This is a genomic window from Rhizobium sp. LARHSG275 (genome assembly GCF_052871115.1).
Genome location: NZ_JBIXJN010000004.1, coordinates 1 through 26750, shown reverse-complemented (window position 1 = coordinate 26750; position 26750 = coordinate 1). Strand labels below are relative to the sequence as shown.

Genomic DNA, 26750 nt, shown 5'->3' with positions numbered 1-26750 from the left:
CAACCCAGGAAAGCAAAATCATGTCCCTCCTCAAGACGATCGACACCAACCCGACCTTCGCGCCGCGCGAGTCCGGCCCGCTCCCGGAACGGCTGATCTCGGGCGATCCGGCCTTCAAGACCTGGGCGCAGGACGTCGCCCGCGGCGAGACGGTTCATAGCGGCGTCTGGGAAGCCACACCCGGCGAGACGCGCTCGATCAAGGGCGAGACCTTCGAGTTCTGCCATATCCTTTCCGGCCTGGTCGAAATCACGCCGGAAGGCGGCGAACCGGTGGTCTACAAGGCCGGCGACAGCTTCGTCATGAAGCCAGGCTTCGTTGGCGTCTGGAAAACGATCGAGACTGTACGCAAGATCTATGTGACCGTGACGTGACGCCGTAGATTTGACTGCGGCGGCGGCGAAAACGCAATTTTTCGCCGCCGCGGCATCGCCGGTCGACGCATGCTGCTCGCGTTCTCCAGTTAGGCTTGTCTCAGCCCATCCCGAGGACATGCGATGACACTCAGCTTCGATCCGAACACGATTTCCCTGCCCGTCGGACATTTCATCGGCGGCCGGCTGGTTCCGGCCGAGGCCGTCATCGACATGCATCGCCCATCCGACGGCACGGCCTATGCCGGCTGCCCGCTGGCCGACGAAGCCCTTGTCGACCAGGCCGTCGAAACCGCCAAAGAAGCGTTGAAGACGAGCAATTGGGGTGGTGTGCGGCCGCGTGAGCGCACCGTGGCGCTGCAGCGCTGGGCGGACCTGATCGAAGCCGAGGCGGAAACCCTCGCCAGGCTCGAGGCGCTCTCCTCGACACGGCCCATCGGTCATCTCGTCGCCGGCGACATCGCCGTCACCGCCGAGCAAATACGCTTCTTTGGCGAGTTCGCCGACAAGGAAGGCGGCGACCTTGTGCCGACAGACGATGCCAATTTCGGCATGATCATGACCGAACCCTATGGCGTCGTCGGCGCCATCACGCCCTGGAATTTTCCCTTGTCGATGGCCGGCTGGAAGCTCGGCCCGGCGCTGGCGGCGGGCAATGCGGTGGTGCTGAAACCATCGGAAATGACGCCGTTTTCGACGCTCTATCTCGCCGAACTTTCGGTGCGGGCCGGCCTGCCGGCCGGTCTCGTCAACATCGTGCTCGGCGACGGCCCAACCACCGGAAATGCGATCACCGGACATCCCGGCATCTCCAAGGTCAGCTTCACCGGCTCGACTGCGGCCGGCGCGGCAATCATGACCAATATCGCCCGCACCGGCGTCAAGCCGATGACGCTCGAACTCGGCGGTAAAAGCCCGCAACTGGTCTTCGCCGATGCCGATCTCGAGCTTGCGGCGGGCGCAATCGCCGGCAGCATTCTCTCCAACGCCGGGCAGGCCTGCGTCTGCGGATCCCGCCTGATCGTCGAGGCGAAGGTGGCGGACGCGGTCGCGGCCGCACTCGTCGAGAGGCTGGCGGCGATCCGCCCCGGCCCCACCTGGGATGAGGCGACCGATTATTCGCCGGTCATCTCCGAACGCCAGATCGCCCGCATGGACGGTATCATCCGCGCCGCCATCGACGACGGCGCCGAATGCCTCACCGGTGGCCGACGCCTCGACCGCGAAGGTTATTTCTACGCACCGACCCTGATTTCGGGGGTGACCGCAACATCGCCGGCGGTTCTGGAAGAAATCTTTGGACCGGTGCTGACCATTCAGACCTTCGAGGACGAGGAGGAGGCGCTGGGGCTCGCCGACCATCCGGCCTACGGGCTCGCCGCCGGCCTCTTTACCCGCGATCTCTCGCGTGCCATCCGCGTGACGCGCCGCCTGCCGGCCGGCACCGTCTGGGTCAACCGTTACGGCCGCTCGCGCGACCATATCCTGCCGACCGGCGGCTACAAGCAGTCCGGCATCGGCAAGGATCTCGGTCGCGACGCCTATCTCGCCAACCGCAAGAGCAAGAGTGTGCTCATCAGCCTGGAGGACCTGCGATGAAGACCTACAAGATCGCCCTTCTGCCCGGAGACGGCATCGGCCCCGACGTGACGGCTGCAGCCTGGGCCGTACTCGAAAAGGCAGCCGGCTTGAACGGATTTTCTCTTCATGCGACCAGCTATCCCTGGTCCTGCGACTACTATCTGGAGAACGGCAGCATGATGCCCGCGGATGGCATCGAAACGCTCAGATCCTTCGATGCCATCCTGCTCGGCGCCGTCGGCTGGCCTCGCAAAGTGCCGGATTCAGTGTCGCTGCATGGGCTTTTGCTGCCGATCCGCAAGGCTTTCGTGCAATATGCCAATATTCGCCCGCACCGGCTGCTGCCGGGTGTGCAGGGGCCGTTAAGGGCTGGCGGCTTCGACATCCTCTGCATTCGTGAAAATACCGAAGGCGAATATTCCGGCGCCGGTGGCCGCGTCCACCAGGGGACCGATAATGAAGTGGCTGTGGAGACCTCGATTTTCACCCGCAAGGGAGTCGAGCGCATTCTGCGCTTCGGCTTTGAGCAGGCGCGTGCACGCAGCGGCAAGCTTGCCTCGGTGACGAAGTCCAACGCGCAGAAATACTCGATGGTCTTCTGGGACGAGATCACCCAGAGGCTTTCTGCGGAATATCCCGATATCGAGGTGACCAGCTACCATATCGACGCCATGGCCGCCCGCATGGTCATGGCGCCTGATAGTCTCGACGTCGTGGTCGCTTCCAACCTGTTCGGCGACATCCTGACCGACCTCGGCGCCGCCATCCAGGGCGGGCTTGGCTTTGCAGCCTCTGCCAATATCAATCCCGATCGCTCGGCGCCATCGATGTTCGAACCGGTCCACGGCTCGGCGCCCGATATCGCTCATCTCGGCATTGCCAATCCGATCGCCGCCATCTGGTCGGGCGCGATGATGCTGGAGCATTTGGGAGAAACGGCTGCCGCCGCAAGGGTGATGGCATCAATCGAGGCGACGACGGCAAACGGCATCGGCGCAATTCCCGGCAAGGACAAGACCGACGCGATTACGGCATCGGTGCTTTCGGCACTTGGCTGATCAATGGAGAACAGAATGAACGGACTAAGGGATAGCAGCCTGCTTCGTGAGCAAGGGCTGATCGACGGAGAATGGCGTGGGGCCACAACCGGGCGCACGATCGAGGTGATCGATCCGGCGACCCAGCATATGCTGGGCACTGTGCCCGACATGGACGGAGCCGATACCAGAGCGGCAATCGCGGCGGCGGAAATGGCCTTCGGTCCATGGCGCGCCAAGACCAATGCCGAGCGCGGCGCGTTGCTGGAAACCTGGCACGATCTGATGCTCGACAATATCGAGGATCTGGCGCTGATCCTCACCCGTGAGCAGGGCAAGCCGCTGACGGAAGCGCGCGGCGAAATCCGCTACGGCGCCTCGTTCATCAAATGGTTCTCCGAGGAGGCGCGCCGCATCGGCGGGACGACCATTCCCTCGCCGACGGCGGATCGTCGGATAGTCGTTCTGAAGGAGCCTGTCGGCGTGTCGGCGATCATTACGCCGTGGAATTTTCCGAATGCGATGATCACCCGCAAGGTCGGGCCGGCGCTCGCCGCAGGCTGCACGGTCGTCATCAAGCCATCGGACCTCACCCCCTTTTCGGCATTGGCGCTCGGCGTTTTGGCCGAGCGCGCCGGCATCCCGAAGGGGGTGATCAATATCGTCACCGGCATGCCGGCCGGCATCGGCGACGAACTGATGGCGAACCAAACCGTCCGCAAGATTTCTTTCACCGGCTCGACCCGCGTCGGCTCGCTGCTGATGCGCGGCGCGGCCGACAGCATCAAGCGGCTCAGCCTCGAACTCGGCGGCAACGCGCCGTTTATCGTCTTCGACGACGCCGATCTCGATCTTGCCGTGGAAGGCGCAATCGCCTCGAAATTCCGCAATGGCGGGCAGACCTGCGTCTGCGCCAACCGGCTTCTCGTCCAGTCCAGTGTCTACGAGGCCTTTGCCGCCAAGCTTTCCGCGCGTGTATCGGCCATGAAGGTCGGGGCCGGTACGGATGCCGGCACGGATATCGGGCCGATGATCAACAAGGCGGCGATCGAGAAGATCAAGCGTCACGTCGACGATGCGGTGGAAAAGGGAGCGCGGATCCTCGCCACCGCAGGTTCCGTGCCTGAAGGCGATCAATATGCGGTGCCGATGGTGCTCGGCGATGCGACGACCGAAATGCAGCTTGCCAGCGAAGAGACCTTCGGACCCGTTGCCCCGCTTTTCCGTTTCGACAATGAGGAAGAGGCGATCCGCATCGCCAACGCCACGCCCTTCGGCCTTGCGGCCTATTTCTACACCGAGAGCCTGAAACGCTCCTGGCGTGTCGCCGAAGCGCTCGAATTCGGGATGCTCGGCCTGAACACGGGGGCGATCTCGACTGAGGTGGCTCCCTTCGGCGGCGTCAAGCAATCCGGCCTCGGACGTGAAGGCGCCCAATGCGGCATCGACGAATATCTGGAAATGAAGAGCTTCCACATCGGTGGGCTCGCCTAACCGCCAGGACGGCAAAGGGCGCCGGGACATCATCCAGGCGCCCTTTTACCAATCGATTTCTGCCTTACTGGAAGCGGTCGAGCGTCTTGTAATAAAGCCCGACGAGCGGCAGAAACCAAGGCTTTCCGAAATGGCCGGGGACGGCGGGCCAGTCGAGACCCTTGATCGGGTTACGGTCGGCCTTGCCGAGGATGGCGTCGGCCATGATCATGCCGAGATGGGTGGAGAGCTGGGCGCCGTGGCCGGAATAGCCCATGGCATACCAGACACCATCGACATAGCCGGCGCGCGGATAGCGGTCCTTGGTCATATCGACCAGCCCGCCCCAGCAATAGTCGATCTCGACGCCGGCAAGCTGTGGGAAGATTTCAGCCAGGCTGGCGCGGAGAATGTCGCCGCTCCTTGCGTCTGATCGTTGATCGGACGTGGCGGAAAACCGGGCACGACCGCCGAAGATCAGCCGCTTGTCCGGCGACAGCCGGAAATAATTACCGATGTTCATCGACGTCACGCAGGTCCGGTTGCCCGGCATCGTAGCCGCGATTTCGGCGTCGGTCAGCGGACGCGTGGCGATCAGAAAGCTGCCGACGGAAATAATCCGGCGGCGGAAATAGCTGAAGAGCGACGGCGTATAGGCGCCTGTCGCGACCAGCACGTGATCTGCGGTGACGGTGCCACGTGCGGTCTCAAGGTTGTGGCGACCGTTGCCCTGCCGGTGCGCGATCACGGCTGCCTTTTCGAAGATGATAGCGCCGTGACGCGCGGCTGCCGTGGCGAGCCCCGCGACATAGCGGCCCATATGCATCATCGCGCTTTTCTTCGAGAGCATGGCGCCATGGAAGGGCGACCCGACCTCGCTTTTCAGGTCACCCGCCGTCAGAAGCGCCGTGTCCGGATCGACCTCTCTATGAACGGCCTCGAAATTGCGGGCAATCGCGTCGAAATGCTGCGGCTTGGAAGCAAGCTTCAGCTTGCCGGCGCGGCGGAAATTGCAGTCGATCCCCTCTTCGGCAATGATCGCCTCGACCGTATCGATGGAATCGTCGAACGCTTTGTAGAGGGCGACGGCTCGCTCCACGCCGAGTGCTGATTTGGCGGACAGGAAGCTATGGGCGAGGCCGTTGTTGAGGTGGCCGCCATTGCGTCCCGATGCGCCCCAGCCGACCCGTTCGGCCTCCAGCACGACGACCTTGACGCCCGTTTTCGCAAGCTGGCGCGCCGCGGCAAGCCCGGTGAAGCCGGCGCCGATGACGGCGACGTCATAATGTCCTTCGACGGGGCCTTGGGCGCCGCCGGCAAAGACTGGTGCCGTGTCGTGCCAGTAGGATTCGAACTGCATCTGCGTCTCTCCGTCAGAGCCCGACGACACCAGGCAGGCCCGAGATGTCAGGGATTTCGACATAACCGTAATAAGGGTTGGCCGGCTCGTGGCCGCGATTGACCCAGACCTTGTTCTTGATGCCGAGATCGTGGGCCGACATCAGGTCATAGCGGAAGGAGGACGAGCAATGCAGCACGTCTTCCGGCCCGCAGCCCAGCATATCGAGCATATATTCAAAGCCCCTGAAGCGTGGCTTATAGGACTGCGCCTGCTCCGCGGTATAGACCGCATGGAAGGGGGCGCCGAGTTTTTCGACGTTCGACATGATCTGCGAATTCATGGCGTTGGAGAGGATAACCAAGGGGATTTCCTTGGCAACCTTGGCGAGACCGGCCGGGACATCCGAATGCGGCCCCCAGGTCGGAACCCGCTCATAGATCATCCGGGCGGCTTCGTCGCGAAATGTCACGCCGTTGCGCTTGCATGTCCGCTCGAGCGAATTGTGCACCACCTCGGCATAGGGTTTCCAGTCGCCCATGATCTCGTCGAGGCGATAGGCAGCGAAATTCTTGATGAACTCCGCCATGCGTGGCTCGTCGAGCTCTTCGCCGTAGAGATCGCATGCCGCCTCCGCCATCTGAAAGTTGGTCAGCGTACCGTAGCAGTCGAAGGTGATATATTTCGGACGGGACGTCGTCATCTGCGTATCCTTGAGCGATCGGAACTGGGGGACGTGTCACAATCATAGGCACCGCTTCACCCACAGCTCGCCTGAATTGGCGGCATCGAAAGCAGAATCTATCGTATCGAAAGCGGGGTTTGGCAGAAGGTTGCGCGCCTGCCCGCAGTTAACGGCCAGCGAAGTGACGCCTTCAATCGCCGTCGTGATCGTGATGCGACGGAAGGTCGAGGCCGAAGGTGTTGACGAGATCGGTCACCTGCGCCGGGCTGAGGAAACGGGGATTGAGGTTGCGCAACAGCAGATAGAGCTTCGCCGTTTCCTCCAGTTCCTCGGTCGCAAAGACCGCCGCCTCCAGGCTGTCACCGGCAACAACCGGTCCGTGATTGGCCAGAAGCACCGACGAATACTTGCCCGCCAGCCCACGAATGGCATCAGCCACCGCCGGATCGCCGGGACGATAATAGGGCACCAGCGCGGTTTCGCCGGCGCGCATCAGATAATATGGCGTCATCGGCGGCAGGGCCGCGCGCGGATCGATCTCCGGCAGCATGGTCAGTGCCACCGCGTGGGTGGAGTGAAGATGGACGATGGCGCGGGCGCTGCCGCGCGTATCGTAGAGGGCGGTGTGCAGCGGGATCTCCTTGGTCGGCTTGTCGCCGGACAGGAGCCGGCCTTCGGCATCGAGCCTGGAGATCCGCGCCGGGTCGAGAAAGCCGAGCGAGGCATTGGTCGGCGTAACCAGCCAGCCGCCATCCTCCAGTCGCAACGATATGTTGCCCGACGAACCGGGCGTCAGACCGCGCTCGAACAGCGAGCGGCCGAATCGGCAGATTTCCTCACGCAGGCGCGCGTCGGACATGACAGTTCCTCCAATATTAGGCGGTTGCCCCTTCGATCAGTTCAAAGCCGAGATTGACGGACTGCGGCGGCGCATTAGTGACGACCAACTGCGCAGCTATCTCCCCGGTCGCCACGCGCGGCGTTCGGATGGTCGACAACGGCTGTGGGGTTGCCCGGCCGATATCGAGGCCGTTATAGCCGAAAATGGCGAGCTTCGAGGGGATCGCGATCCCCTCGGCCAGACAGTGAAAATAGCCGCCGAGCGCCATGTCGTCGTTGGAGAAATAAACCGCATCGAGATCGCTCGTCCGGGCGAGCAATCGCTCCAGCCCCAACCTGCCGTTTTCCACGGACGAAGCGCCGGCGAGAATTTCGCGGGCGACGAGCGGGGCGCCATGCACATCGAGACTTTCGCAAAAGCTGGAAAACCGTTTGCCGGCGCGGGTATCGCGGTTCAGGTCGTGACCGACATAGCCGATCCGGCGATAACCCCGCTTCAGCAGGAAGGCAGCGCTCTCCCGCCCGGCCGCGCGGTTCGAGAAGCCGACGGCGATGTCGAGAGCATCGCCGTCGAGATCGAGCAGTTCGACGACCCTGCATCCGCTGGCGCGCAGCATCTTCACCGTGCCCTCGGTATGCTCGCATCCCGCCAGCATGACCGCCGCCGGCCGCCAGGCGAGCATCGCGGCGGCGAGCGCTTCCTCCTTGCCCGGATCATAATCGGTCACGGAGAAGACCGCCTGATACCGGTTTTCCTCCAGAACAGCACTGGCACCGCGCAGCACATCGGGAAAGACGATGTTCGACAAAGAGGGAATAACGAAGGCGACAAGGCGCGAACCGGTGGAGGCCAGCGTTCCCGCGATCCGGTTCGGCACATAGCCCAGCCGCTCGACGGCGGCCATCACCCGCTCGCGCGTCTTGCCGGAAAACGAACCGTGGTTGCGCAGGACACGCGACACCGTGCTCTCGCCGACACCAGCCGCTTCCGCGACCTCGGCAAGCGTCACCGTCGCCTGATGTTTGAATTCCATCGTTACGTTTGAACCCGACTGTTGAGGTGATCCCGGCCTGCCGGCCCGATGATCACCGCGTTGTCACCATTTTTCACCGCTCCAGCCAAGAAGCAAGGTTTTTTTGGCAGCGCTACCAATTTGCTGTTGGCAGCGCTGCCAAAATGGATTAATGAAAATGGCAGCGCTGCCAAAAGTGGCTCGGCGTGCCGCGGGAGGATCGACAGGAGACCGCGGCAACAATCGGAGGAGAAAATCATGACGCTGCAGACGCAGGCGCCAGTTGTTGGCGCGCATCCCGCCCAGACGCTCGAAGACCGTACCTACGGCAAGGTATTCTGGCGCATCGTACCGTTTTTAATGCTGTGCTACGTGGTCGCCTATCTCGACCGCGTCAATGTCGGCTTCGCCAAGCTGCAGATGTCGAGCGAACTCGGCCTCTCGGAAGCCGCTTATGGCATCGGCGCCGGCATCTTCTTCATCGGCTATTTTCTGTTTGAAGTGCCGAGCAACATCATCATGAACAAGGTTGGCGCGCGGGTGTGGATCGCCCGCATCATGCTCACCTGGGGTATCATCTCCGCCGCCTTCATGTTCACCTCGTCGGAAACCGTCTTCTATATCCTGCGTTTCCTGCTGGGCGTTGCCGAAGCCGGATTTTTCCCCGGCATCATTCTTTATCTGACCGCCTGGTATCCGGCCCACCGCCGCGCCAGGATCATCACCACCTTCATGTCGGCGATCCCGATATCCGCCATTTTCGGCAATCCGCTTTCGGGTCTCCTGATGGACAGTTTCCACGGCACGCACGGACTTTCCGGCTGGCAGTGGATGTTCCTGATCGAAGCCATTCCAGCCATTCTTTTCGGCGTTGCGACGTTCTTCTACCTTGATGATACGATCCGCGGCGCGAAATGGCTGAACGATGAGGAAAAAGGCGTGCTGGCGGCCAATATCGAGGCGGAGAACCAGGCCAAGACGGCAAGCCCGCACAGCATCGGCGCAACGCTGAGCGACCGTCGCGTCTGGCTGATGTGCCTGATCTATTTCTGCTTCGTGCTCGGGCAGTATGGCCTGAATTTCTGGATGCCCACCATCGTCAAGGCCTCGGGCGTCAACGGAAACCTCAATATCGGCCTGATTTCGGCGATCCCTTATATCTGCACATTCGTCGTGATGCTGGCGCTTGGACGTTCCGCCGACAGGCTGCGCGAACGCCGGTGGCACCTCATCGTCCCAGCACTCATCGCCGCCGGTGGCTTTGTCGCGGCGACGATGGCAACGAGCCCGGCGGTCTCGATTGTCTGCCTGTCGCTGGCGGCTGCCGGCGCCATCAGTTGCGCGCCGCTGTTCTGGTCGCTTCCGACGGCTTTTCTCGCCGGCACCGGCGCTGCGGCCGGCATCGCCTGGATCAATTCGGTCGGCAATCTCGCCGGGTTTCTCGGGCCGTTTCTGGTAGGCTATCTCAAAGACTTCACCGGCACCAACAGCGCCGGCATGTATCTCCTGGCGGCTGCCTTGGTCATTGGTTCGTTGGCCGTGTTGACGGTTCCGGCGAAAAGCGTCAATCGCTGAGCTCGCGCATAACCCCGAAAATCGGAATCGATTTTCGGAAAGGATTATGCGCAAATTCAAAATGTTAGAGCGTCCTTAGCGCGTCTTGTAGACGCGCGGCGCTCTAATGCCCCTCCGGGATGATACTCGGAGGGGCGCAGACCTTCCTCACAAGACTGGAGAAGCTCCTCATGTCACCGCTTGCTGAAAACTCGGGCTCGGCCTTTGTCGCGGCCGTCATCGGTCTTGGTTCCATGGGGCTTGGAATGGCCCTGTCGATGAAGCGCGCAGGTCTCAACGTCGTTGGATATGATGTCACGCCGGCGGCAGTGGACCGCTTCGTCGACGAGGGTGGACGTGGCGCGTCAACCCCCGCCGCTGCGGCAAAGAACGCCGACATTGTCGTCTCCGTGGTCGTCAATGGCGCGCAGACCGAGGCCGTGCTGTTCGGGCCTCAAGGCGTCGCGCATGCGATGAAGCCCGGTGCCGTCTTCATTTCATCGGCCACCATGGATCCGGCCGTCGCGCGCGATCTGGCACAGCGGGTGGAAGCTCTCGGGCTGCATTACCTCGACGCGCCGATTTCGGGCGGCGCGGCCAAGGCGGCGCGTGGCGAACTGACGATCATGGCATCCGGCCCCGGACAGGCCTTCGATACGGCGCGCCCGGGTCTCGACGCCATGGCCGCCAAGGTCTATGAGCTCGGCGACGAGGCCGGAAAAGGTGCTGCCTTCAAGATGATCAACCAGCTTCTCGCCGGCGTGCACATCGCAGCCGCCTGTGAGGCCATAACCTTTGCCGCCAAGCAGGGCCTAGACCTCGACAAGGTCTATGAGGTGATCACGGCTTCGGCCGGCAATTCCTGGATGTTCGAAAACCGCGTGCCGCATGTGCTGGCCGGAGACTATACTCCGCTCAGCAGCATCGAGATTTTCGTCAAGGATCTCGGTATCGTCCAAGACATGGCGCGCTCCGAGCGCTACCCGGTACCGCTCGCGGCAGCGGCCCTGCAAATGTATCTGGCCGCCTCCGGGGCCGGCATGGGCCGTGACGACGATTCCTCGCTCGCGCGGCTCTACGCCAGGCTTTCCGGCGCTGAATTGCCCAGCTCCACCAAAGAGCCGCAGAGCCTGTAAAAGGAACGCTAGACATGCCGGTTTTCGCCGCCAACCTAACGATGATGTTCAACGAATGGGCATTCCTCGACCGCTTCGACGCCGCAGCCGATGCCGGCTTTGCCGCCGTCGAATACCTCTTTCCCTATGAAGCCGCGCCGGAGGCGATCGCCGAACGGCTTGCCCGCAACAATCTGCAGCAGGCCCTGTTCAACCTGCCGCCGGGCGACTGGGCAGCAGGCGAGCGTGGCATCGCCGCTCTTCCCGGACGGTTCGATGCACTGAAAGCCGATGTCGAGCGGGCCCTGGATTATGCGGCAGCGACGGGCGTCAGACGGTTGCACCTGATGGCAGGCATCGCCGATCGTCATGACGAAGACGCCTCCTCCTGTTACCGGCGCTCCGTCACCTACACCGCCGGGCGGCTTGCGGAAAAGGGCATCGATCTTCTGCTCGAGCCGATCAACGGCCGAAACATGCCTGGATATTTCCTCAACGACTTCGCCGCCGCCGAGCGGCTGATTGCCGAATGCGGCCTGCCGAACCTGAAGCTGCAGTTCGACATCTATCACCGCCAGATCATCCACGGCGACGTCACTATGGCGTTGCGACGTCTGCTGCCGATCATCGGCCATATCCAGATCGCCAGCGTGCCGTCACGCAACGAACCGGATGGGGAGGAACTGAACTATCCCTATCTGTTCCGCGAAATCGACCGCCTTGGGTATGACGGTTTCATCGGATGCGAATACATCCCGCGCGGCCACACACTGGACGGTCTTGGCTGGTTCAAACCTTTTGCACGGAGCTAGACGATGGCTATTTTCCTTGGATCAGTCGCTGACGACTACACCGGCGCCTCCGACCTCGCCAACACGCTGACGAAGAACGGTCTGCGCACGGTGCAGACGGTCGGCATCCCCGATCCGTCGCTGGCACTACCGGATGTCGACGCCGTGGTCGTCTCCCTGAAGATCCGCTCCGTCCCGGCCTCGGACGCCGTGGCGGCGGCGGCGAGCGCCGAGCGATGGCTGCGCCGGCGGGGCGCCGGCCATGTGCTTTACAAGATCTGCTCGACCTTCGATTCCACCGATGCCGGCAATATCGGTCCGGTCACCGAGGCCTTGAGCGAGGCCGCGGGTGGCGGCCTCGTACTGGTGACACCAGCCTTTCCGGAAACGGGACGCACCGTCTATCTTGGCCATCTCTTCGTCGGCGGGCAGCCGTTGAATGAAAGCCCGCTCAAGGACCACCCCCTCAATCCGATGCATGACGCCAATCTCGTTCGGGTTCTCACCCGCCAATCGCGCAATGCCGTCGGATTGATCGATCTCACCACCATCACGGCCGGACCCGGCGCCGTCAAGGCGAGGCTTGACGCGCTCCGCGCGGCAGGCGTCACTGCTGTCATTGCCGATGCAATTTTCGAACGCGAGCTTGAAACGCTCGGCGAGGTCGCGTTGGAAACGCCGGTGTCCACCGGTGCGTCCGGCCTCGGCCTCGGCCTTGCCCGCGCGCTCCTCCGCTCCGGTCGGATATCCTCCGGCGATGCAACGACGGCGGACGCCATTCGCCCGGTGGGCGGGCTTTCAGCGATTGTTGCCGGCAGTTGCTCCAAGGCGACGCTCCACCAGCTCGACATCGCCGAACGGTCGATGCCCGTCCTGCGGCTCGACCCGGAGCGGCTGCTTGCCGGTCCCGATGAGATCGCCGCGGCGATTTCCTGGGCTGGAGACCGCATCTCCGCCGGTCCCGTCGTCATCGCCGCGAGCGCTGCGCCTGAAACCGTATCCCGGCTGCAATCGCTTTATGGACGAGAGGCCTCCGGCCACGCGATCGAGACCGCAACGTCGATCATCACAGCCGAACTGGTGGAAAGAGGCGTGCGCCGCCTTGTGGTCGCAGGCGGCGAAACCTCAGGAGCGGCGGTCGACAGGCTCGCCATTCCGGCATTTCTGATCGGCCCGGAGATTGCGCCCGGCGTGCCGGTGCTGCGCACGATCGGCAATGCGCAGGGCGATATGCTTCTGGCGTTGAAATCAGGAAACTTCGGAGGCGAGGATTTCTTTACCGCAGCGCTGGCAATGATGCGCTGACAGACCCGGGATCCGATGAATATCGATCGGTTCCAGCATAAGATGCGGCGGCCCATGACAGCAGCGCCATAAGATACCGCTTCAACCATGGCCTTCAGACGATCTGCCCGCCGGCGCTCCGGCAGACTGGCGGGCACGACATGAAGGACGCCCCCATGCAAGCAAGTCAGATCGAAATCGTCCCGTTCGGCCCCGATCATCTGGAAGCCGCCGTTGCGCTCTCAAGACAGGCGGGCTGGCCGCATCGGACGGAAGACTGGCAGCTGGCGCTCGCCTTGAGCGACGGGATGGTTGCGGTCGAGGATGGCAGGGTCGTCGGCACCGTCCTCGTCACGCCTTACAAGGAAGATTGTGCGACGATCAATATGGTCATCGTCGACGAGACGATGCGCGGCAGGGGTCTCGGCCGGAAACTCATGGACGCCGCATTGCTGGCCGCGGGAGACCGGCCGTTGAGGCTGGTGGCGACGACGGCAGGGCTGCCGCTCTACCAAAAGCTTGGCTTCCACGAGACGGGAACCGTGCTGCAGCACCAGGGCCTTGCCGGAGACATCGCCGCGCGGGCGGAAACGCAAGCCGCCACCGACGCCGACCTTCCTGCTATCGCGGCACTCGACCGCCTTGCCTTCGGCGCCGACCGCGAAGGGCTGCTCTCTTATTTCACCAAGATCGGCGAATTCGCCGTCATTCGCCGTGACGGCCGCATTTCCGGGTTCGCTTGCCTGCGTCCTTTCGGCCGCGGCGAAGTGATCGGGCCCGTGGTGGCCGCCGACCTCGGGCAGGCGAGGAAACTCATCGAGCATTTCATCGCCAGGCGGCCCGGGCGCTTCCTCAGGGTCGATACCACTGATGAGACCGAGCTTTCCCCATGGCTCGCCGAACAGGGGCTCGCGCATGTCGGTGGCGGAATCACGATGACAAAGCCGTTGATTCGCGACGCCGCCGATCCGACCGCCACCACCTTTGCCCTCGCCAGCCAGGCACTCGGCTGATCCGGAGATTTCCATGTACAGCAATTCCCTCATCGAACTCGATCGCGCCCACCTCATCCATCCGGTCGCCTCCTACCGTGGCCATGAAAAGCTCGGCGTGCGCGTGCTGGCCTCTGCCAAGGGCGCGACCGTCACCGACGCATCGGGCAAGCAACTGATCGACGGCTTCGCCGGCCTCTGGTGCGTCAATGCCGGTTACGGCCACGAAAGCATCGTCGAGGCGGCGGCCCGGCAGATGCGCGAGCTTCCCTATGCCACCGCCTATTTCGGCCTCGGCTCCGAGCCCGCGATCCGGCTTGCCAGCGAACTCGCCGACCGCGCACCGGGCGATCGCAACCATGTCTATTTCACACTCGGCGGCTCCGATGCGGTGGACAGCACGATCCGCTTCATCCGCTACTACTGGCATGCCCGTGGGCAGCCTCGGCGCGATCAGTTCATCTCGGTCGAACAGGGCTATCATGGCTCATCGACGGTCGGCGCGGGCCTGACCGCGCTGCCTGCCTTCCATGCCGGCTTCGGCGTTCCCTTCGACTGGCAGCATAAGATCCCGTCTCACTATTCTTATCGCAACCCGGTGGGGGACAATCCGCAGGCGATCATCGACGCATCGCTTGCGGCGCTGAAAAGCAAGGTCGAGGCGATCGGGCCGGAACGCGTTGCCGCTTTCTACGTCGAACCGATCCAGGGCTCGGGCGGCGTTCTGGTGCCACCGAAAGGCTGGATGAAAGCCATGCGCGAATTCTGCCGCGAGTATGACATCCTTTTCGTGGCGGACGAAGTGATCACCGGCTTTGGCCGCACCGGCCCGCTTTTTGCCTGCAGCGAGGATGAGGTCGTGCCCGACCTCATGACGACGGCCAAGGGCCTGACCTCCGGCTACGTCCCAATGGGCGCCGTCTTCATGGCCGATCATGTTTATGAAACGATCGCCGAGGGCGCGGGTGCTGCCGCCGTCGGCCATGGCTATACCTATTCGGCCCATCCAGTCAGCGCCGCGGTCGGCCTCGAAGTCCTGAAGCTTTATGAAAACGGCCTTCTCGAAAACGGCGTCAGGGCCGGCGCACGGCTCATGCGGGGCCTGGAGTCGCTCAGAGATCATCCGCTCGTGGGCGATGTCCGTGGCCGCGGCATGCTCGCCGCCGTCGAACTCGTGGTCGACAAGGTGAACAAGACGCCGTTGCCGGCATCCGCCGAACCCTCCCGCCGCATCTTCGATCGCGCCTGGGAGAACGGCCTCGTCATCCGCGCCTTCGGCAATGGTGTGCTTGGCTATGCTCCGCCGCTCTGCTGCACCGAAACGGAGATAGATGCGATCGTTGAGCGTACCCGCATCACCCTGGACGAGACGCTGGAGGACCCCGATGTGCGTCGGGCGCTGCAGGACTGAGAATATCGCGAAACGGTCAGATTCGGTATTTTGTGCCGCCTCATGATGCCTATTCGGCGAATCCGGCGCAGTGCAGGTGACACACTGAAATCAACGAAAGGCCGCGGCAGAAGCCGACCTTCCATACAAGAGCGGGACAAAGACCCCGCCAGCGGAACAGAATTTTATTCTTCGAGAAGCCGCGCTCCCATCGGAGCCGAACACTGGGGAATTCACGTGAGCAAAAGCCTTTCGGAATTCAAATATATGACCTTCGACGTCGTCGGCACGCTCATCGACTTCGAAGGCGGCCTCAAGACCTGCCTAGCCGAGATCGCGGCCGAGGCGGGGACTGAAGTCGACGGCGAGCAGGCTCTTAGCCTTTACCGCGCAGCCCGCTACTCCGAAGACGCCGATCTCTTTCCCGACGACCTCGTTCGCGTCTACCTCGCGATCGCGCCGAAGCTCCGCCTGCCCGCCGAGCAAAAATATGGCGAACAGCTGCGGGATTCGGCAAAGAGCTGGAAGGGTTTTGCAGACAGCGCCACGGCGCTGGCCAGTCTTGCGAAAGATTACCGCCTCGTGGCGATGACCAACGCCCGACGCTGGGCATTCGATTTCTTCGAGAAAGAACTCGGCAATCCCTTTTATGCCGCCTTCACCGCGGATGATACGGGGACCGAGAAACCCGATCCCGCATTCTTCGAGACGGTATTCGACTACGTCGCCTCGGAAGGACATTCGAAGGACGACATCCTGCATATCGCCCAGAGCCAGTACCACGACATCGGGATTTCCAGGAAACTCGGGCTGACCAATTGCTGGATCGAGCGGCGACATGCCGAGAAGGGTTACGGCGGCACGATCGAACCGGCCGAGTTCACCAAACCGGATTACCATTTCACCTCCATGGCCGGCCTTGCCGATGCCGTGGCCGCTGCGCGCGCCTGACTTTGAAAGCAGATCGGGCCTGCCCACAACGAGCAGCCCGCCACAGAAGAAAAGGGGAATGAGATGAACGACAAGATCACCAATTGGACCAGATCCGACGACGCCATGGTCGAAAGCGCCATCCGTCGTGGCGCGACCCGTCGCGAGTTGCTGCATATGATGCTTGCCGGCGGCGTGGCGCTGTCGGCCGGCGGGCTCGTGCTCGGCCGCGCCGGCAAGGCGCTCGCCGCCACGCCCGTTTCCGGCGGCGCGCTCAAAGCGGCCGGCTGGTCGTCCTCGACGGCCGATACGCTCGACCCCGCCAAGGCATCGCTCTCCACCGACTATGTCCGGTGCTGCTCCTTCTATAATCGCCTGACCTTCCTCGACAAATCAGGCACGCCGCAGATGGAGCTTGCCGACGCGATCGAGTCCAAGGATGCGAAGACCTGGACGGTCAAGCTGAAGAACGGCATCACCTTCCATGACGGCAAGCCGCTGACCGCCGATGACGTGGTCTTCTCGCTGAAGCGCCATCTCGATCCGTCCGTCGGCTCGAAAGTCGCCAAGATCGCCGCGCAGATGACCGGCTTCAAGGCCGTCGACAAACAAACCGTCGAGATCACGCTCGCCAGCCCGAATGCCGACCTGCCGACCATCCTGTCGATGCATCACTTCATGATCGTCGCCGACGGCACGACCGATTTCACCAAGGCCAACGGCACCGGCGCTTTCGTCAAGGAAGTCTTCGAGCCGGGTGTTCGCTCGGTCGGGGTCAAGAACAAGAACTACTGGAAATCCGGCCCGAACGTCGATTCCTTCGAATACTTCGCCATCAGCGACGACAATGCCCGCGTCAACGCGCTGCTTGCGGGCGACATCCATCTCGCAGCCACGATCAATCCGCGCTCTATGCGCCTCGTCGAGGCCCAGGGCGACGGCTTCACCTTGTCTAAGACGACGTCCGGCAACTATACCAACCTCAACATGCGACTGGATATGGAGCCCGGCAACAAGCGGGATTTCATCGAGGGCATGAAGTATCTCGTCAACCGCGAACAGATCGTCAAATCGGCGCTGCGCGGTCTCGGCGAGGTCGGCAACGACCAACCCGTTTCGCCGGCGAACTTCTATCATGACGCAGAGCTGAAAGCGCGGGCCTTCGATCCCGACAAGGCGAAGTTCCACTTCGATAAGGCCGGCGTTCTCGGCCAATCCATCCCGATCATCGCTTCCGATGCGGCGAGTTCCTCGATCGACATGGCCATGATCATCCAGGCGGCCGGCGCCGAAATCGGCATGAAGCTCGACGTGCAGCGGGTACCTTCCGACGGCTACTGGGACAATTACTGGCTCAAGGCGCCGATCCACTTCGGCAATATCAACCCGCGTCCGACCCCTGATATCCTCTTCTCCCTGCTCTACACCTCGGACGCTCCGTGGAACGAAAGCCACTACAAGTCGGAGAAGTTCGACCAGATGCTGATCGAGGCGCGCGGCTCTCTCGATCAAGACAAGCGCAAGACGATCTATAACGAGATGCAGGGCATGGTCGCCCAGGAAGCTGGTACAATCATTCCGGCCTATATTTCCAACGTCGATGCCACGACCGCCAAGCTCAAGGGCCTGGAAGCTAACCCGCTCGGCGGCCAGATGGGATACGCTTTCGCGGAATATGTCTGGCTTGAAGCCTGATACGGCAAAGGAGACTGGGGCTGCAGCCGCGCCCCAGTTCGTCCATCTGCCTTGATGGAACTTAACTCGAACGCAAAGGGAAGACGCCCGTGAACCGCCAGGTCTTATCCCTTGTACTGAGCAGATTGTTCGTCGCCGTGATCACCCTGGTGATCGTCTCCTTCGCCGTCTTCTTCGCGACAACGCTGTTGCCTGGAGATACGGCGACGATCCTGCTCGGCCAAGCCGCCACGCCGGAAGCGGTCGAAGGCCTGCGCAAGGCCATGCATCTCGACGAACCGGCGCTGTTTCGTTTCCTGCGCTGGTTAGTCGGGCTGTTGCAGGGTGATCTCGGCACGTCCTATGCCAACCAAATGCCCATCGCAGCTCTCATTGCCGGCCGCTTCGTCAACACGCTGAAACTTGCAGGCGTCACCGCGCTTTTCTCCGTACCGATCGCGCTGACGCTCGGGATCACTGCGGCGATGCTGCGCGGCACCCTTTACGACCGGATCGTCACAGTGATCACCATCGGCGTCATCTCCGTACCGGAGTTCATGGTTGCGACCTCCGCCGCCCTCATCTTCGCCGTCTATCTGAAATGGCTGCCGGCGCTGTCTTTCGCCAATGAAGTGCACAGCCTGACCGACATATTGCGTGTCTATGCCATGCCGGTGATCACCCTCACCTTCGTCGTCTCGGCCCAGATGATCCGCATGACGCGCGCGGCTGTCATCGAGACGCTCAACACACCCTATGTCGAGATAGCATTGCTCAAGGGCGCCTCCCGGCCGCGCATCGTCTTTCGACACGCGCTGCCCAATGCGCTCGGCCCGATCGTCAATGCCGTTGCGCTGTCGCTGTCCTATCTGCTCGGAGGCGTCATCATCGTCGAGACGATTTTCAATTATCCCGGTATCGCCAAGCTGATGCTGGATGCCGTCGCCACCCGCGATCTGCCGCTAATCCAGAGTTGCGCGATGATCTTCTGCCTGGGCTACCTGCTGCTGATCACCATCGCGGATATCATCGCCATCCTTTCCAATCCGAGGCTTCGATGACCACGACAAGTTCCGAAACCACCTCCGGCCGGCTGTCCGGAACCCGGTTTGGCTATCGCTTCAACATCGTCGGCGCGATCGGCTTCACCGTCATCTCCTCATGGGCGCTCGTCGCGATCTTCGCGCCATGGATCATCCGCTACCCCGTCGGCGAGATTATCGATCTCGACTATTTCGGCCCGATGAGCCGGGAACTCTGGCTCGGCTCCGATTATCTCGGCCGCGACATGCTCTCGCGGATTCTGATGGGTGCACGCTACACGGTCGGTATCTCGCTGGCGGCGGTCACGATCGCCTGCTTCAGCGGCGTTGTGCTCGGCATGATCGCAGCGGTGGCCGGCGGCTGGCTGGACACCATCCTCAGCCGCTTCCTCGACGCGCTCAACTCCATCCCGAGCAAATTGTTCGGACTGGTGGTCGTCGCTGCCGTCGGCTCCTCGGTCCCGGTGCTGATCCTGACGCTGTCGGTGATCTACATCCCGGGCGCCTACCGCTTCGCCCGGGCGCTCGCCGTCAACATCAATGCGATGGATTTCATCACCGTCGCGCGTATCCGCGGAGAAAGCACCCTCTATCTCATTCGCTCGGAAATCCTACCGAACATCGTCGGGCCGGTGCTTGCCGATCTCGGCATCCGCTTCGTCTTCATCGTTCTGCTGCTCTCCGGGCTTTCCTTCCTCGGCCTTGGCGTCCAGCCGCCCTATGCCGATTGGGGTGCGCTCGTGCGCGAGAATATCGGCGGCCTGCCATTCGGTGCGCCGGCGGTGATGTTCCCCTCGCTTGCCATCGCCAGCCTGACGATCAGCGTCAACCTGCTGATCGACAACCTGCCGCAGAAAATCCGCGACCGGAGCATGTCATGAGCAATTTCATCGAAATCCGTGACCTGAAGGTCGAAGCCACCACCGATTCCGGCCGACGTGTCGAGATCATCAAGGGTGTCAGCCTCGATGTTGCCGAGGGCGAGATCGTCGCGCTGATCGGCGAGAGCGGCTCGGGTAAGACAACCATCGCCTTGACCCTCATGGGCCACACCCGCGCGGGCTGTCGTATCTCCGGCGGCAGCGTTTCGGTCGGCGGCAAGGACATGGTCACGCTCAGCGAGAAGCAGCGCGCCAAGGTGCGCGGCACCGAAGTCGCCTATGTCCCGCAATCGGCAGCTGCCGCCTTCAACCCGGCCACATCGATCATGGACCAGGTGATCGAAGTCACGCGTATTCACCAGCTGATGTCGCCGGATGAGGCGCGTGCCCGGGCAGTCGAGCTCTTCCGGGCGCTGTCCCTGCCGGAACCCGAGACGATCGGCAGCCGTTATCCGCACCAGGTTTCCGGCGGCCAATTGCAGCGTCTGGCTGCCGCCATGGCGCTGATCGGCGACCCGACCCTCGTTATCTTCGACGAGCCGACTACGGCGCTCGACGTCACAACCCAGATCGAGGTGCTGCGCGCTTTCAAGTCGGTCATGAAGAAGGGTGGTATCGCTGGCGTTTATGTCTCGCACGACCTTGCCGTCGTCGCCCAGATCGCCGACCGCATCGTGGTGTTGAAAGGCGGAGAGACCCAGGAAACCGGCACCACCGAGGAGATCCTCAACAATGCCAAGCACCCCTATACCAGGGAGCTGCTCGCTGCCTTTGAGCCAAAGCCGCGCGGCGCAGTAGGCCCCGCCGAACCCGCGACCGCTCCACTGCTGAGGATCGAAGATCTCGTCTCGGGTTATGGACAGCGCCAGGCTGACGGACTGCCGCTCATTCGCGCGGTCGAGCACGTGAGCCTGAAGGTGGAAAAAGGCCGCAATCTCGGCATCATCGGCGAATCCGGTTGCGGCAAGTCGACGCTCGCCCGGACCATCGCCGGCATCCTGCCGGCCGCGGTCGGCAAGATCGTCTTCGACGGCACGGAACTGCATCGCAACGCGCGCGAGCGTTCGCGCGATGAGTTGCGCGAGATGCAGATCGTCTTCCAATATGCCGATACCGCACTCAACCCGGCCAAATCGGTGGAGGACATCCTCGACAGGCCGTTGGTCTTTTACCACCGTATGGATCGAAAGGCGCGGAACGCCAGGATCGATCAACTGCTCGACATGGTGCGCCTGCCCCGCAACCTGCGCCATCGCCGGCCGGGCGAACTCTCGGGCGGCCAGAAGCAGCGTGTCAACTTCGCCAGGGCGCTCGCCGCCGACCCGAAGCTGATCCTCTGCGACGAGATTACCTCGGCGCTCGACACGGTGGTTGCCGCCGCCGTCATCGACCTGCTGAAAGAATTGCAGCGCGAACTCGGTCTCTCCTACATCTTCATCAGCCACGACCTCTCGGTGGTGGAGGCGATCTGCGATGAGATCGTCGTGATGTATGGAGGCCGGAAGGTGGAGGAAATCACCTCCTCGACGGTGAAGGCGCCGCAACACCCCTATTCGCAACTGCTGTTCTCATCGGTGCCGACGCTCGATCCGGCTTGGCTCGACGGCCTCCAGCAGGATCCGGAACTGGTGCGGGCTTATTGCCGCCACTGAGCGCCGATTCAAGCTTGCCAGACCCAGCGCGCACCCGCTCCGGTCGTGTTGAAACGCCTGGGATCCACGGCAGGAGATCTGCAAGTGGCAGCGAACATGGCTTTGGAAAGCAAGCCCCGAAATTCTGTCGCAAGTCCTTCCAACCAGTATGAACCTAACCATTATAGGGAGAACAACCTGCGACAGAGAGAAACCGGCATCTGCGCAGTATCGATGGGTCGGGGAGATGCGGTTCAGAAGCGGGCCCCGGCCGCGGCCCTCTCGCCGGCTAATGCGGAAACAAGGTGGTCAGCGGCATGTGGGCCTTGATGATCGGCGACTTCAGGACGACGAAACTGAAATATTTGTCGATGCCGACGTCTAGGTCGGTCAGCCGCTCCATGATCGTCTGGTATTCGTCGATGCCGGCGGTGACGAATTTCAACATATAATCGTAGCCGCCGGAAACCAGATGGCATTCGATCACCTGGTCGACCTTCTCGATCGCGGCCAGGAAGCGGGCGAAGTCGATCTGCCGGTGGTTTTTCAGGGTGATCTCGGTGAACACCGTCAGCGTCTGCCCCAGTTTGCTGACGTTGATCTGGGCCGAATAGCCTTCGATATAGCCCTCCGACTGCAGCTTCTTCACCCGCATCAGGCAGGGGCTCGGCGACAGATTGACCAGTTCGGCGAGTTCCACATTCGTGACGCGGCCATTCTTCTGCAGTTCGTAAAGGATTTTTACGTCGATCCGGTCGAGTTTCACCTCACACGCCCTCACTTGCTGGAGATCGCCAATGACGCAGCAGATTATGCTGCGTGTTCCCAACACCAACCTTAGCACATGACGTTGGCCTGTCGATCGCGTTGCGAGATAGGCCGAAGCACAAACGGCTGCTGGCATCCTCCCAACACGGAATCTTCTGCTGCCACGAACCGATCTCCGGCAAAGCCGTGGCGTCGTATCAGCTACACTGCCGTTAAAACGGAGACTCTCCCATGCCCGCACCGCTCAATCGCGTCGACACCACGCCTGAACTGCCTTCCACCGCTGATGCCGTGGTCATCGGCGGCGGTATCGTCGGCGTTTTCGCGGCCTATTATCTCACCCGACGTGGATTGAAGGTCGCCCTCGTCGAGAAGGGCCTGATCGGCGCCGAGCAATCGAGCCGCAACTGGGGCTGGTGCCGTCAGCAGAACCGCGACGCCCGTGAATTGCCGATGTCGACGAAGAGCCTCGATCTGTGGGAGCGCTTCGCCGCTGAGACCGGTGAGGACACCGGCTTCCGTCGTTGCGGCCTCTTCTATCTCAGCAATAGCGACCAGGAACTGTCCGGTTGGGCCCGCTGGCGCGATTTCGCCCGCTCGGTCGGCGTCACGACACATATGCTGAGCAGCGCCGAGGCAACCGAACGCGGGCGTGCCACCGGCGCTTCATGGAAAGGCGGGGTGTTTTCGCCGACCGACGGCACCGCCGATCCGGCGAGCGCTGCGCCGGCCGTCGCGCGTGCGATCCTGAAACTCGGCGGCACGGTGCATCAATCCTGTGCGGCCCGCGGCCTCGACGTCGAAGGCGGCAGGCTCTCGGGCGTCGTCACCGAGCATGGCACGATCCGCACGAAAGTCGCGATCCTGGCCGGTGGCGCCTGGGCCTCCTCCTTCTGTCGCCAGCTCGGCATTCGATTTCCGCAAGCCTCGATACGCTCCTCGATCCTCTCCGTATCTCCGGGCGCAGGCAGCCTTCCGGATGCATTGCATACATCCGCCGTTTCGGTGACGCGACGTCGCGATGGCGGCCACACGCTGGCGATCAGCGGCCGCGCCCGCGTCGATCCGACGCCACAGCAGTTCCGCTTCGCGCGGCAGTTCCTGCCGATGTTCGCCCGGCGCTGGCGCAGTCTCGCACCCGGTGGGTTGGAAGGGTTTCGTTCGGGTCACGAATCTCTGGCCCGTTGGCGGCTCGACAGGCCGACGCCGATGGAGCACATGCGTATCCTCGATCCGACCGTCGACAAGGCCACCATTGCCCTCACCCATGCGCGGGCGCTCGAGCTTCTGCCCGCCTTGAAGAAGACCGCCATCAGCGCGGCCTGGGCGGGCTATATCGACAGCACGCCCGACGGCGTGCCGGGGATCGGCGAGATCGCCACCTTGCCCGGTTTCATCCTTGCCGCCGGCTTCAGCGGCCACGGCTTCGGCATAGGGCCTGGCGCCGGTCATCTGATCGCCGATATCGTCACCGGCGATGAGCCGATCGTCGATCCCAGGCCCTATCACCCCGACCGCTTCGGGACATCCGCTTGGGGCAAAGTGGCGGATTTTTAAGTGCGGCTAGGCCAGCCCCACTCGAACCTCGGGCTGCCGCAGATATGATCACTGTCCGGATCGCAGCATAGCCCCGTCATCCCGTGTTGTCGTGAACCAGCGGCCGAGCGCCTCCTCCAATCCGTCCGCGCTGCTCTCCTCACCAAGCCACACAGGCATCGGGGCGGATCAGCATCGAAGGACCTCTATCGATGGCGACTCAACTTATGGAGCCCCCAGGTTCCCTGGCACATCGGGGAGATTTCGAAGCATCCCTTCAGGAGACCAGGGACATCGGTGGGCGGGCGGCGGGCGATGTCTTGCGGATATCGGCGGTCTGAAAGTGGAAGATTCTTTCGTTCAACACTTCCACCTGATGCCGGAGCCGATGAATCTCCGCGGTGTTTTCCTGCACCATGGCGACATTGTGCGACCGAAGTCGCTAAGACGCGGCACTTCGGGACGGTATCGCCGCCCCCTTGCTCCGCTACGCAATCCATGCGTCTATTTAACCTTTGAGGGGTGAGCTTCAACGTCATGGCATCACGCACGAAGATAGCCGCTTCGCGGCAGCTCGGAGCTGGGGTCGACCTCCATCCCCAAGGGACAACGGAAGACTTGAGGATGAGTGTTTTGCGCAAGAATTCAACTCGGGTTGGCCCCGGCTATCCACAGGTCGTTGTGCTTGTCGGCGCGACAGGCGATCTCTCACGACGCAAGCTACTGACCGGGCTGTTCCACCTGACGAATGCGGGCTTCATTCCAGGCTGCCGCATTATCGGCGTCTCGCTCGACGACATTGACGCGGATGCCTTCCGCACTATCGCCCGTGACTCGCTGGACAAGTTCTTGACTCGCAAGTTCTCGCAGTCCGAATGGGAAGCGTTTGCCGCATCGCTCGACTACGTCCCGCTCGCTGCCGGCGCCGATGCTCTCAAGGAAGCGGTCGACAGGGCCGAGGCAGCACTGGGCGCCGAGACGCGGCGCGTGCACTATTTATCCGTGCCACCAAGTGCCGCCCTTCTGGCTGTGCAACTCCTCGCCCAGGCTGAGCTGACTGAACGCTCCCGAATCATTATGGAAAAGCCCTTCGGCACAGACCTTGCTAGTGCCGTTGCACTAAACAAGAAGCTGCACGAAGTGTTCGACGAGAAGCAGATCTTCCGCATCGACCATTTCCTCGGGAAGGAGCCGGCACAAAACATCCTGGCCTTCCGATTTGCCAATGGCCTGTTCGAACCAATCTGGAACCGGAACTTCATCGACCATGTGCAGATCGACGTCCCGGAGACGCTCGGCCTTTCCACCCGCGCCGCCTTTTACGAGACCACCGGCGCCTATCGTGACATGGTGGTGACCCACCTCTTCCAGATCCTCGGCTTCATGGCGATGGAGCCGCCCACTGCTCTTGAGCCTGCGCCAATCTCGGAAGAGAAGAACAAGGTGTTCCGCTCCATGTTGCCGATTGAGCCGCGCGACGTGGTGCGCGGTCAATACATTGGCTACCGTAATGAGCCTGGCGTCGATCCCGAAAGCGACACTGACACCTTCATCGCCCTAAAATGCGCCATCGACAACTGGCGCTGGGCCGGAGTGCCCTTCTACCTGCGTACAGGCAAGCGCATGGCCGAGGGGCAGCGCATTATTTCGATCGCGTTCCGCGAGCCCCCGAAATCGATGTTCCCGCCGGGATCTGGCGTGGGGGCACAGGGCCCTGACCACCTCACTTTCGACCTCGCTGATGCCTCCAAGGTCTCGCTTTCCTTCTATGGCAAGCGCCCTGGCCCGGGCTTCCGGCTCGACAAGCTCTCGCTGCAATTCGCCATGAGCGAAACAGGCCTGATTGGCGAAGTTCTGGAGGCCTACGAGCGTCTGATCCTCGACGCCATGCGCGGTGACCACACGCTCTTCACTACGGCCGAGGGTATTGAGCGTCTCTGGGAGGTTTCCCAACCTCTCCTCGATAACCCGCCGCCCGTACGCCTCTACGACCAGGGCGGCTGGGGGCCGAAGTCGATCCACCAACTCATTGCCCCGCACGCCTGGCGCCTGCCGTTCGAACGCGCCTGGAGGGATGCGGCAAAAGGATGATTGACGGTCAAAAGTTGGATCGATGTCGGCGGTCGGAATGGCGCCGACCAATTGCGAACAATCCCAATAAAATGACGTTGGCAGAGATGTGCAGGAAACCGAATTTCGACCGCTAATGCTCAGTTCCGGAGTGGCATTGGTGCGCGGACCTGCATTTGTGCAGATTTCGGTCTTTTGATACATCGTTTATTTCGTCGCCGCCGTCGGTACCTTGCAGCGAGCGGATTTCGGGCGTCCGCAGGCGGGTGTTCGGTTCAGTATTGCAGCCGATCACAGCCTCTGTTTGCTGAGCGGCGAACGAGCTATGCAACCCGCTGCAACGTCGTCCTGGCAAGTGCTCGCTCCAGAGCTTCGATCCAGGCCGGATCGTGCGAATGCCCACCCGTCCCGTAGGATCGCTATTGCCTTGCTGATTGGCATGGCAACTTGATACCGCCCGTCGGCCGCCTGGGTAAATTGGCTGGGCTGTGGTAATCGCGTCAGGATTCAATGATTGGGATTGCGGTCACGCTCAATCAGAAGACGATAGCCAAATGGAAGAGACGGACATCATTGGCCGATCTTCCGACAGGCCCGAAGGACCCGCATTCGACAATCCTCTCCTTGAAGAAGAAGCCGTCATCGTCGCCTTTCGCAGGCATACATTGCTGCCTCTTGATGACTGCCTCTATGCCCTTCAACCGACGATCCCGCATCTGACGCGTTCGTCCCTGCACAGGTGTCTGCAG

At 62.3% G+C, this 26750-nt stretch carries 22 protein-coding genes and 1 pseudogene; 18 read left to right on the top strand and 5 right to left on the bottom strand.

Annotated features, from left to right (window positions below):
* The first annotated feature begins 20 nt into the window (after positions 1 to 20).
* From ACIPSK_RS05690 to ACIPSK_RS05675, 4 genes are all read left to right on the top strand, one after another.
* Entirely contained in the window at positions 21 to 374 is a 354-nt protein-coding gene (locus ACIPSK_RS05690; RefSeq protein ID WP_170275990.1) for a cupin domain-containing protein, read from the top strand.
* Positions 375 to 497: 123 nt separating this feature from the next.
* Complete coding sequence (locus tag ACIPSK_RS05685) at positions 498 to 1973, top strand: aldehyde dehydrogenase family protein (protein WP_446532646.1); 1476 nt, start codon at positions 498 to 500, stop codon at positions 1971 to 1973.
* A complete protein-coding gene (locus ACIPSK_RS05680) occupies positions 1970 to 3013 on the top strand; it encodes a tartrate dehydrogenase (protein ID WP_446532645.1) in 1044 nt (347 codons plus the stop codon). The genes ACIPSK_RS05685 and ACIPSK_RS05680 overlap by 4 nt, the downstream gene beginning before the upstream one ends.
* A gap of 15 nt (positions 3014 to 3028) precedes the next feature.
* Positions 3029 to 4486, top strand: coding sequence for an NAD-dependent succinate-semialdehyde dehydrogenase (locus ACIPSK_RS05675; protein WP_446532644.1), 1458 nt, complete (start codon positions 3029 to 3031; stop codon positions 4484 to 4486).
* 64 nt (positions 4487 to 4550) lie between these two features.
* Here the strand turns inward: ACIPSK_RS05675 and ACIPSK_RS05670 are convergent, their stop codons facing one another.
* From ACIPSK_RS05670 to ACIPSK_RS05655, 4 genes are all read right to left on the bottom strand, one after another.
* Positions 4551 to 5825: an NAD(P)/FAD-dependent oxidoreductase gene (locus ACIPSK_RS05670; protein WP_446532643.1), complete on the bottom strand. Its 1275-nt coding sequence runs from the start codon at positions 5823 to 5825 to the stop codon at positions 4551 to 4553.
* Between the two features lie 13 nt (positions 5826 to 5838).
* The gene (locus ACIPSK_RS05665) at positions 5839 to 6507 is read right to left on the bottom strand and encodes a haloacid dehalogenase type II (protein WP_170279611.1); all 669 of its coding nucleotides are present in this window, start codon (positions 6505 to 6507) and stop codon (positions 5839 to 5841) included.
* 172 nt (positions 6508 to 6679) lie between these two features.
* Complete coding sequence (otnC, locus tag ACIPSK_RS05660; protein ID WP_170279610.1) at positions 6680 to 7348, bottom strand: 3-oxo-tetronate 4-phosphate decarboxylase; 669 nt, start codon at positions 7346 to 7348, stop codon at positions 6680 to 6682.
* Between the two features lie 16 nt (positions 7349 to 7364).
* The gene (locus tag ACIPSK_RS05655) at positions 7365 to 8363 is read right to left on the bottom strand and encodes a LacI family DNA-binding transcriptional regulator (RefSeq protein ID WP_170279609.1); all 999 of its coding nucleotides are present in this window, start codon (positions 8361 to 8363) and stop codon (positions 7365 to 7367) included.
* A 237-nt stretch (positions 8364 to 8600) separates the two neighbouring features.
* Here ACIPSK_RS05655 and ACIPSK_RS05650 point away from each other — a divergent pair, with 237 nt between their 5' ends.
* The 11 genes from ACIPSK_RS05650 to ACIPSK_RS05600 all read left to right on the top strand — a co-directional run bounded on the left by ACIPSK_RS05650 (position 8601) and on the right by ACIPSK_RS05600 (position 21648).
* Positions 8601 to 9917: an MFS transporter gene (locus ACIPSK_RS05650; protein WP_170279608.1), complete on the top strand. Its 1317-nt coding sequence runs from the start codon at positions 8601 to 8603 to the stop codon at positions 9915 to 9917.
* 170 nt (positions 9918 to 10087) lie between these two features.
* Positions 10088 to 11032 (top strand): L-threonate dehydrogenase, encoded by a 945-nt coding sequence (gene ltnD / locus ACIPSK_RS05645; protein ID WP_446532642.1) that lies wholly within the window; start codon positions 10088 to 10090, stop codon positions 11030 to 11032.
* Between the two features lie 14 nt (positions 11033 to 11046).
* On the top strand, positions 11047 to 11823 hold the full coding sequence (gene otnI, locus ACIPSK_RS05640) for a 2-oxo-tetronate isomerase (protein ID WP_170256607.1): 777 nt from the start codon (positions 11047 to 11049) through the stop codon (positions 11821 to 11823).
* Positions 11824 to 11826: 3 nt separating this feature from the next.
* The gene (otnK, locus tag ACIPSK_RS05635; RefSeq protein WP_446532641.1) at positions 11827 to 13107 is read left to right on the top strand and encodes a 3-oxo-tetronate kinase; all 1281 of its coding nucleotides are present in this window, start codon (positions 11827 to 11829) and stop codon (positions 13105 to 13107) included.
* 155 nt (positions 13108 to 13262) lie between these two features.
* A complete protein-coding gene (locus ACIPSK_RS05630) occupies positions 13263 to 14099 on the top strand; it encodes a GNAT family N-acetyltransferase (RefSeq protein WP_446532640.1) in 837 nt (278 codons plus the stop codon).
* 13 nt (positions 14100 to 14112) lie between these two features.
* Entirely contained in the window at positions 14113 to 15489 is a 1377-nt protein-coding gene (locus ACIPSK_RS05625; RefSeq protein ID WP_170256610.1) for an aspartate aminotransferase family protein, read from the top strand.
* A 216-nt stretch (positions 15490 to 15705) separates the two neighbouring features.
* Positions 15706 to 16419, top strand: a complete 714-nt coding sequence (locus ACIPSK_RS05620; protein WP_446532639.1) for an HAD-IA family hydrolase — start codon at positions 15706 to 15708, stop codon at positions 16417 to 16419.
* Positions 16420 to 16482: 63 nt separating this feature from the next.
* Entirely contained in the window at positions 16483 to 18093 is a 1611-nt protein-coding gene (locus tag ACIPSK_RS05615) for an ABC transporter substrate-binding protein (protein ID WP_446532638.1), read from the top strand.
* 89 nt (positions 18094 to 18182) lie between these two features.
* A complete protein-coding gene (locus tag ACIPSK_RS05610; protein ID WP_446532637.1) occupies positions 18183 to 19133 on the top strand; it encodes an ABC transporter permease in 951 nt (316 codons plus the stop codon).
* Positions 19130 to 19996: an ABC transporter permease gene (locus ACIPSK_RS05605; protein ID WP_162116271.1), complete on the top strand. Its 867-nt coding sequence runs from the start codon at positions 19130 to 19132 to the stop codon at positions 19994 to 19996. The genes ACIPSK_RS05610 and ACIPSK_RS05605 overlap by 4 nt, the downstream gene beginning before the upstream one ends.
* Positions 19993 to 21648, top strand: a complete 1656-nt coding sequence (locus ACIPSK_RS05600; RefSeq protein ID WP_446532636.1) for an ABC transporter ATP-binding protein — start codon at positions 19993 to 19995, stop codon at positions 21646 to 21648. The genes ACIPSK_RS05605 and ACIPSK_RS05600 overlap by 4 nt, the downstream gene beginning before the upstream one ends.
* Before the next feature lie 268 nt (positions 21649 to 21916).
* On the opposite strand, the gene ACIPSK_RS05595 is transcribed toward ACIPSK_RS05600, so the two are convergent.
* Positions 21917 to 22393 carry an Lrp/AsnC family transcriptional regulator gene (locus ACIPSK_RS05595; RefSeq protein ID WP_003562931.1) on the bottom strand — a complete coding sequence of 159 codons (477 nt, stop codon included), beginning with the start codon at positions 22391 to 22393 and terminating at the stop codon, positions 21917 to 21919.
* Between the two features lie 233 nt (positions 22394 to 22626).
* Between ACIPSK_RS05595 and ACIPSK_RS05590 the strand changes: the two genes are divergently transcribed.
* The 3 genes and pseudogenes from ACIPSK_RS05590 to ACIPSK_RS05580 all read left to right on the top strand — a co-directional run.
* Positions 22627 to 23952, top strand: a complete 1326-nt coding sequence (locus ACIPSK_RS05590; protein WP_446532635.1) for an NAD(P)/FAD-dependent oxidoreductase — start codon at positions 22627 to 22629, stop codon at positions 23950 to 23952.
* A gap of 603 nt (positions 23953 to 24555) precedes the next feature.
* Entirely contained in the window at positions 24556 to 26022 is a 1467-nt protein-coding gene (zwf, locus tag ACIPSK_RS05585; protein ID WP_170256617.1) for a glucose-6-phosphate dehydrogenase, read from the top strand.
* Between the two features lie 510 nt (positions 26023 to 26532).
* Positions 26533 to 26750, top strand: a pseudogene (locus ACIPSK_RS05580) (IS481 family transposase); the annotation flags it as partial.

Coding starts and splice junctions, on each gene's coding strand:
- ACIPSK_RS05690 (WP_170275990.1), top strand. CDS start 21: ATGTCCCTCCTCAAGACGATCGACACCAACCCGACCTTCGCGCCGCGC.
- ACIPSK_RS05685 (WP_446532646.1), top strand. CDS start 498: ATGACACTCAGCTTCGATCCGAACACGATTTCCCTGCCCGTCGGACAT.
- ACIPSK_RS05680 (WP_446532645.1), top strand. CDS start 1,970: ATGAAGACCTACAAGATCGCCCTTCTGCCCGGAGACGGCATCGGCCCC.
- ACIPSK_RS05675 (WP_446532644.1), top strand. CDS start 3,029: ATGAACGGACTAAGGGATAGCAGCCTGCTTCGTGAGCAAGGGCTGATC.
- ACIPSK_RS05670 (WP_446532643.1), bottom strand. CDS start 5,825: ATGCAGTTCGAATCCTACTGGCACGACACGGCACCAGTCTTTGCCGGC.
- ACIPSK_RS05665 (WP_170279611.1), bottom strand. CDS start 6,507: ATGACGACGTCCCGTCCGAAATATATCACCTTCGACTGCTACGGTACG.
- otnC (WP_170279610.1), bottom strand. CDS start 7,348: ATGTCCGACGCGCGCCTGCGTGAGGAAATCTGCCGATTCGGCCGCTCG.
- ACIPSK_RS05655 (WP_170279609.1), bottom strand. CDS start 8,363: ATGGAATTCAAACATCAGGCGACGGTGACGCTTGCCGAGGTCGCGGAA.
- ACIPSK_RS05650 (WP_170279608.1), top strand. CDS start 8,601: ATGACGCTGCAGACGCAGGCGCCAGTTGTTGGCGCGCATCCCGCCCAG.
- ltnD (WP_446532642.1), top strand. CDS start 10,088: ATGTCACCGCTTGCTGAAAACTCGGGCTCGGCCTTTGTCGCGGCCGTC.
- otnI (WP_170256607.1), top strand. CDS start 11,047: ATGCCGGTTTTCGCCGCCAACCTAACGATGATGTTCAACGAATGGGCA.
- otnK (WP_446532641.1), top strand. CDS start 11,827: ATGGCTATTTTCCTTGGATCAGTCGCTGACGACTACACCGGCGCCTCC.
- ACIPSK_RS05630 (WP_446532640.1), top strand. CDS start 13,263: ATGCAAGCAAGTCAGATCGAAATCGTCCCGTTCGGCCCCGATCATCTG.
- ACIPSK_RS05625 (WP_170256610.1), top strand. CDS start 14,113: ATGTACAGCAATTCCCTCATCGAACTCGATCGCGCCCACCTCATCCAT.
- ACIPSK_RS05615 (WP_446532638.1), top strand. CDS start 16,483: ATGAACGACAAGATCACCAATTGGACCAGATCCGACGACGCCATGGTC.
- ACIPSK_RS05605 (WP_162116271.1), top strand. CDS start 19,130: ATGACCACGACAAGTTCCGAAACCACCTCCGGCCGGCTGTCCGGAACC.
- ACIPSK_RS05600 (WP_446532636.1), top strand. CDS start 19,993: ATGAGCAATTTCATCGAAATCCGTGACCTGAAGGTCGAAGCCACCACC.
- ACIPSK_RS05590 (WP_446532635.1), top strand. CDS start 22,627: ATGCCCGCACCGCTCAATCGCGTCGACACCACGCCTGAACTGCCTTCC.
- zwf (WP_170256617.1), top strand. CDS start 24,556: ATGAGTGTTTTGCGCAAGAATTCAACTCGGGTTGGCCCCGGCTATCCA.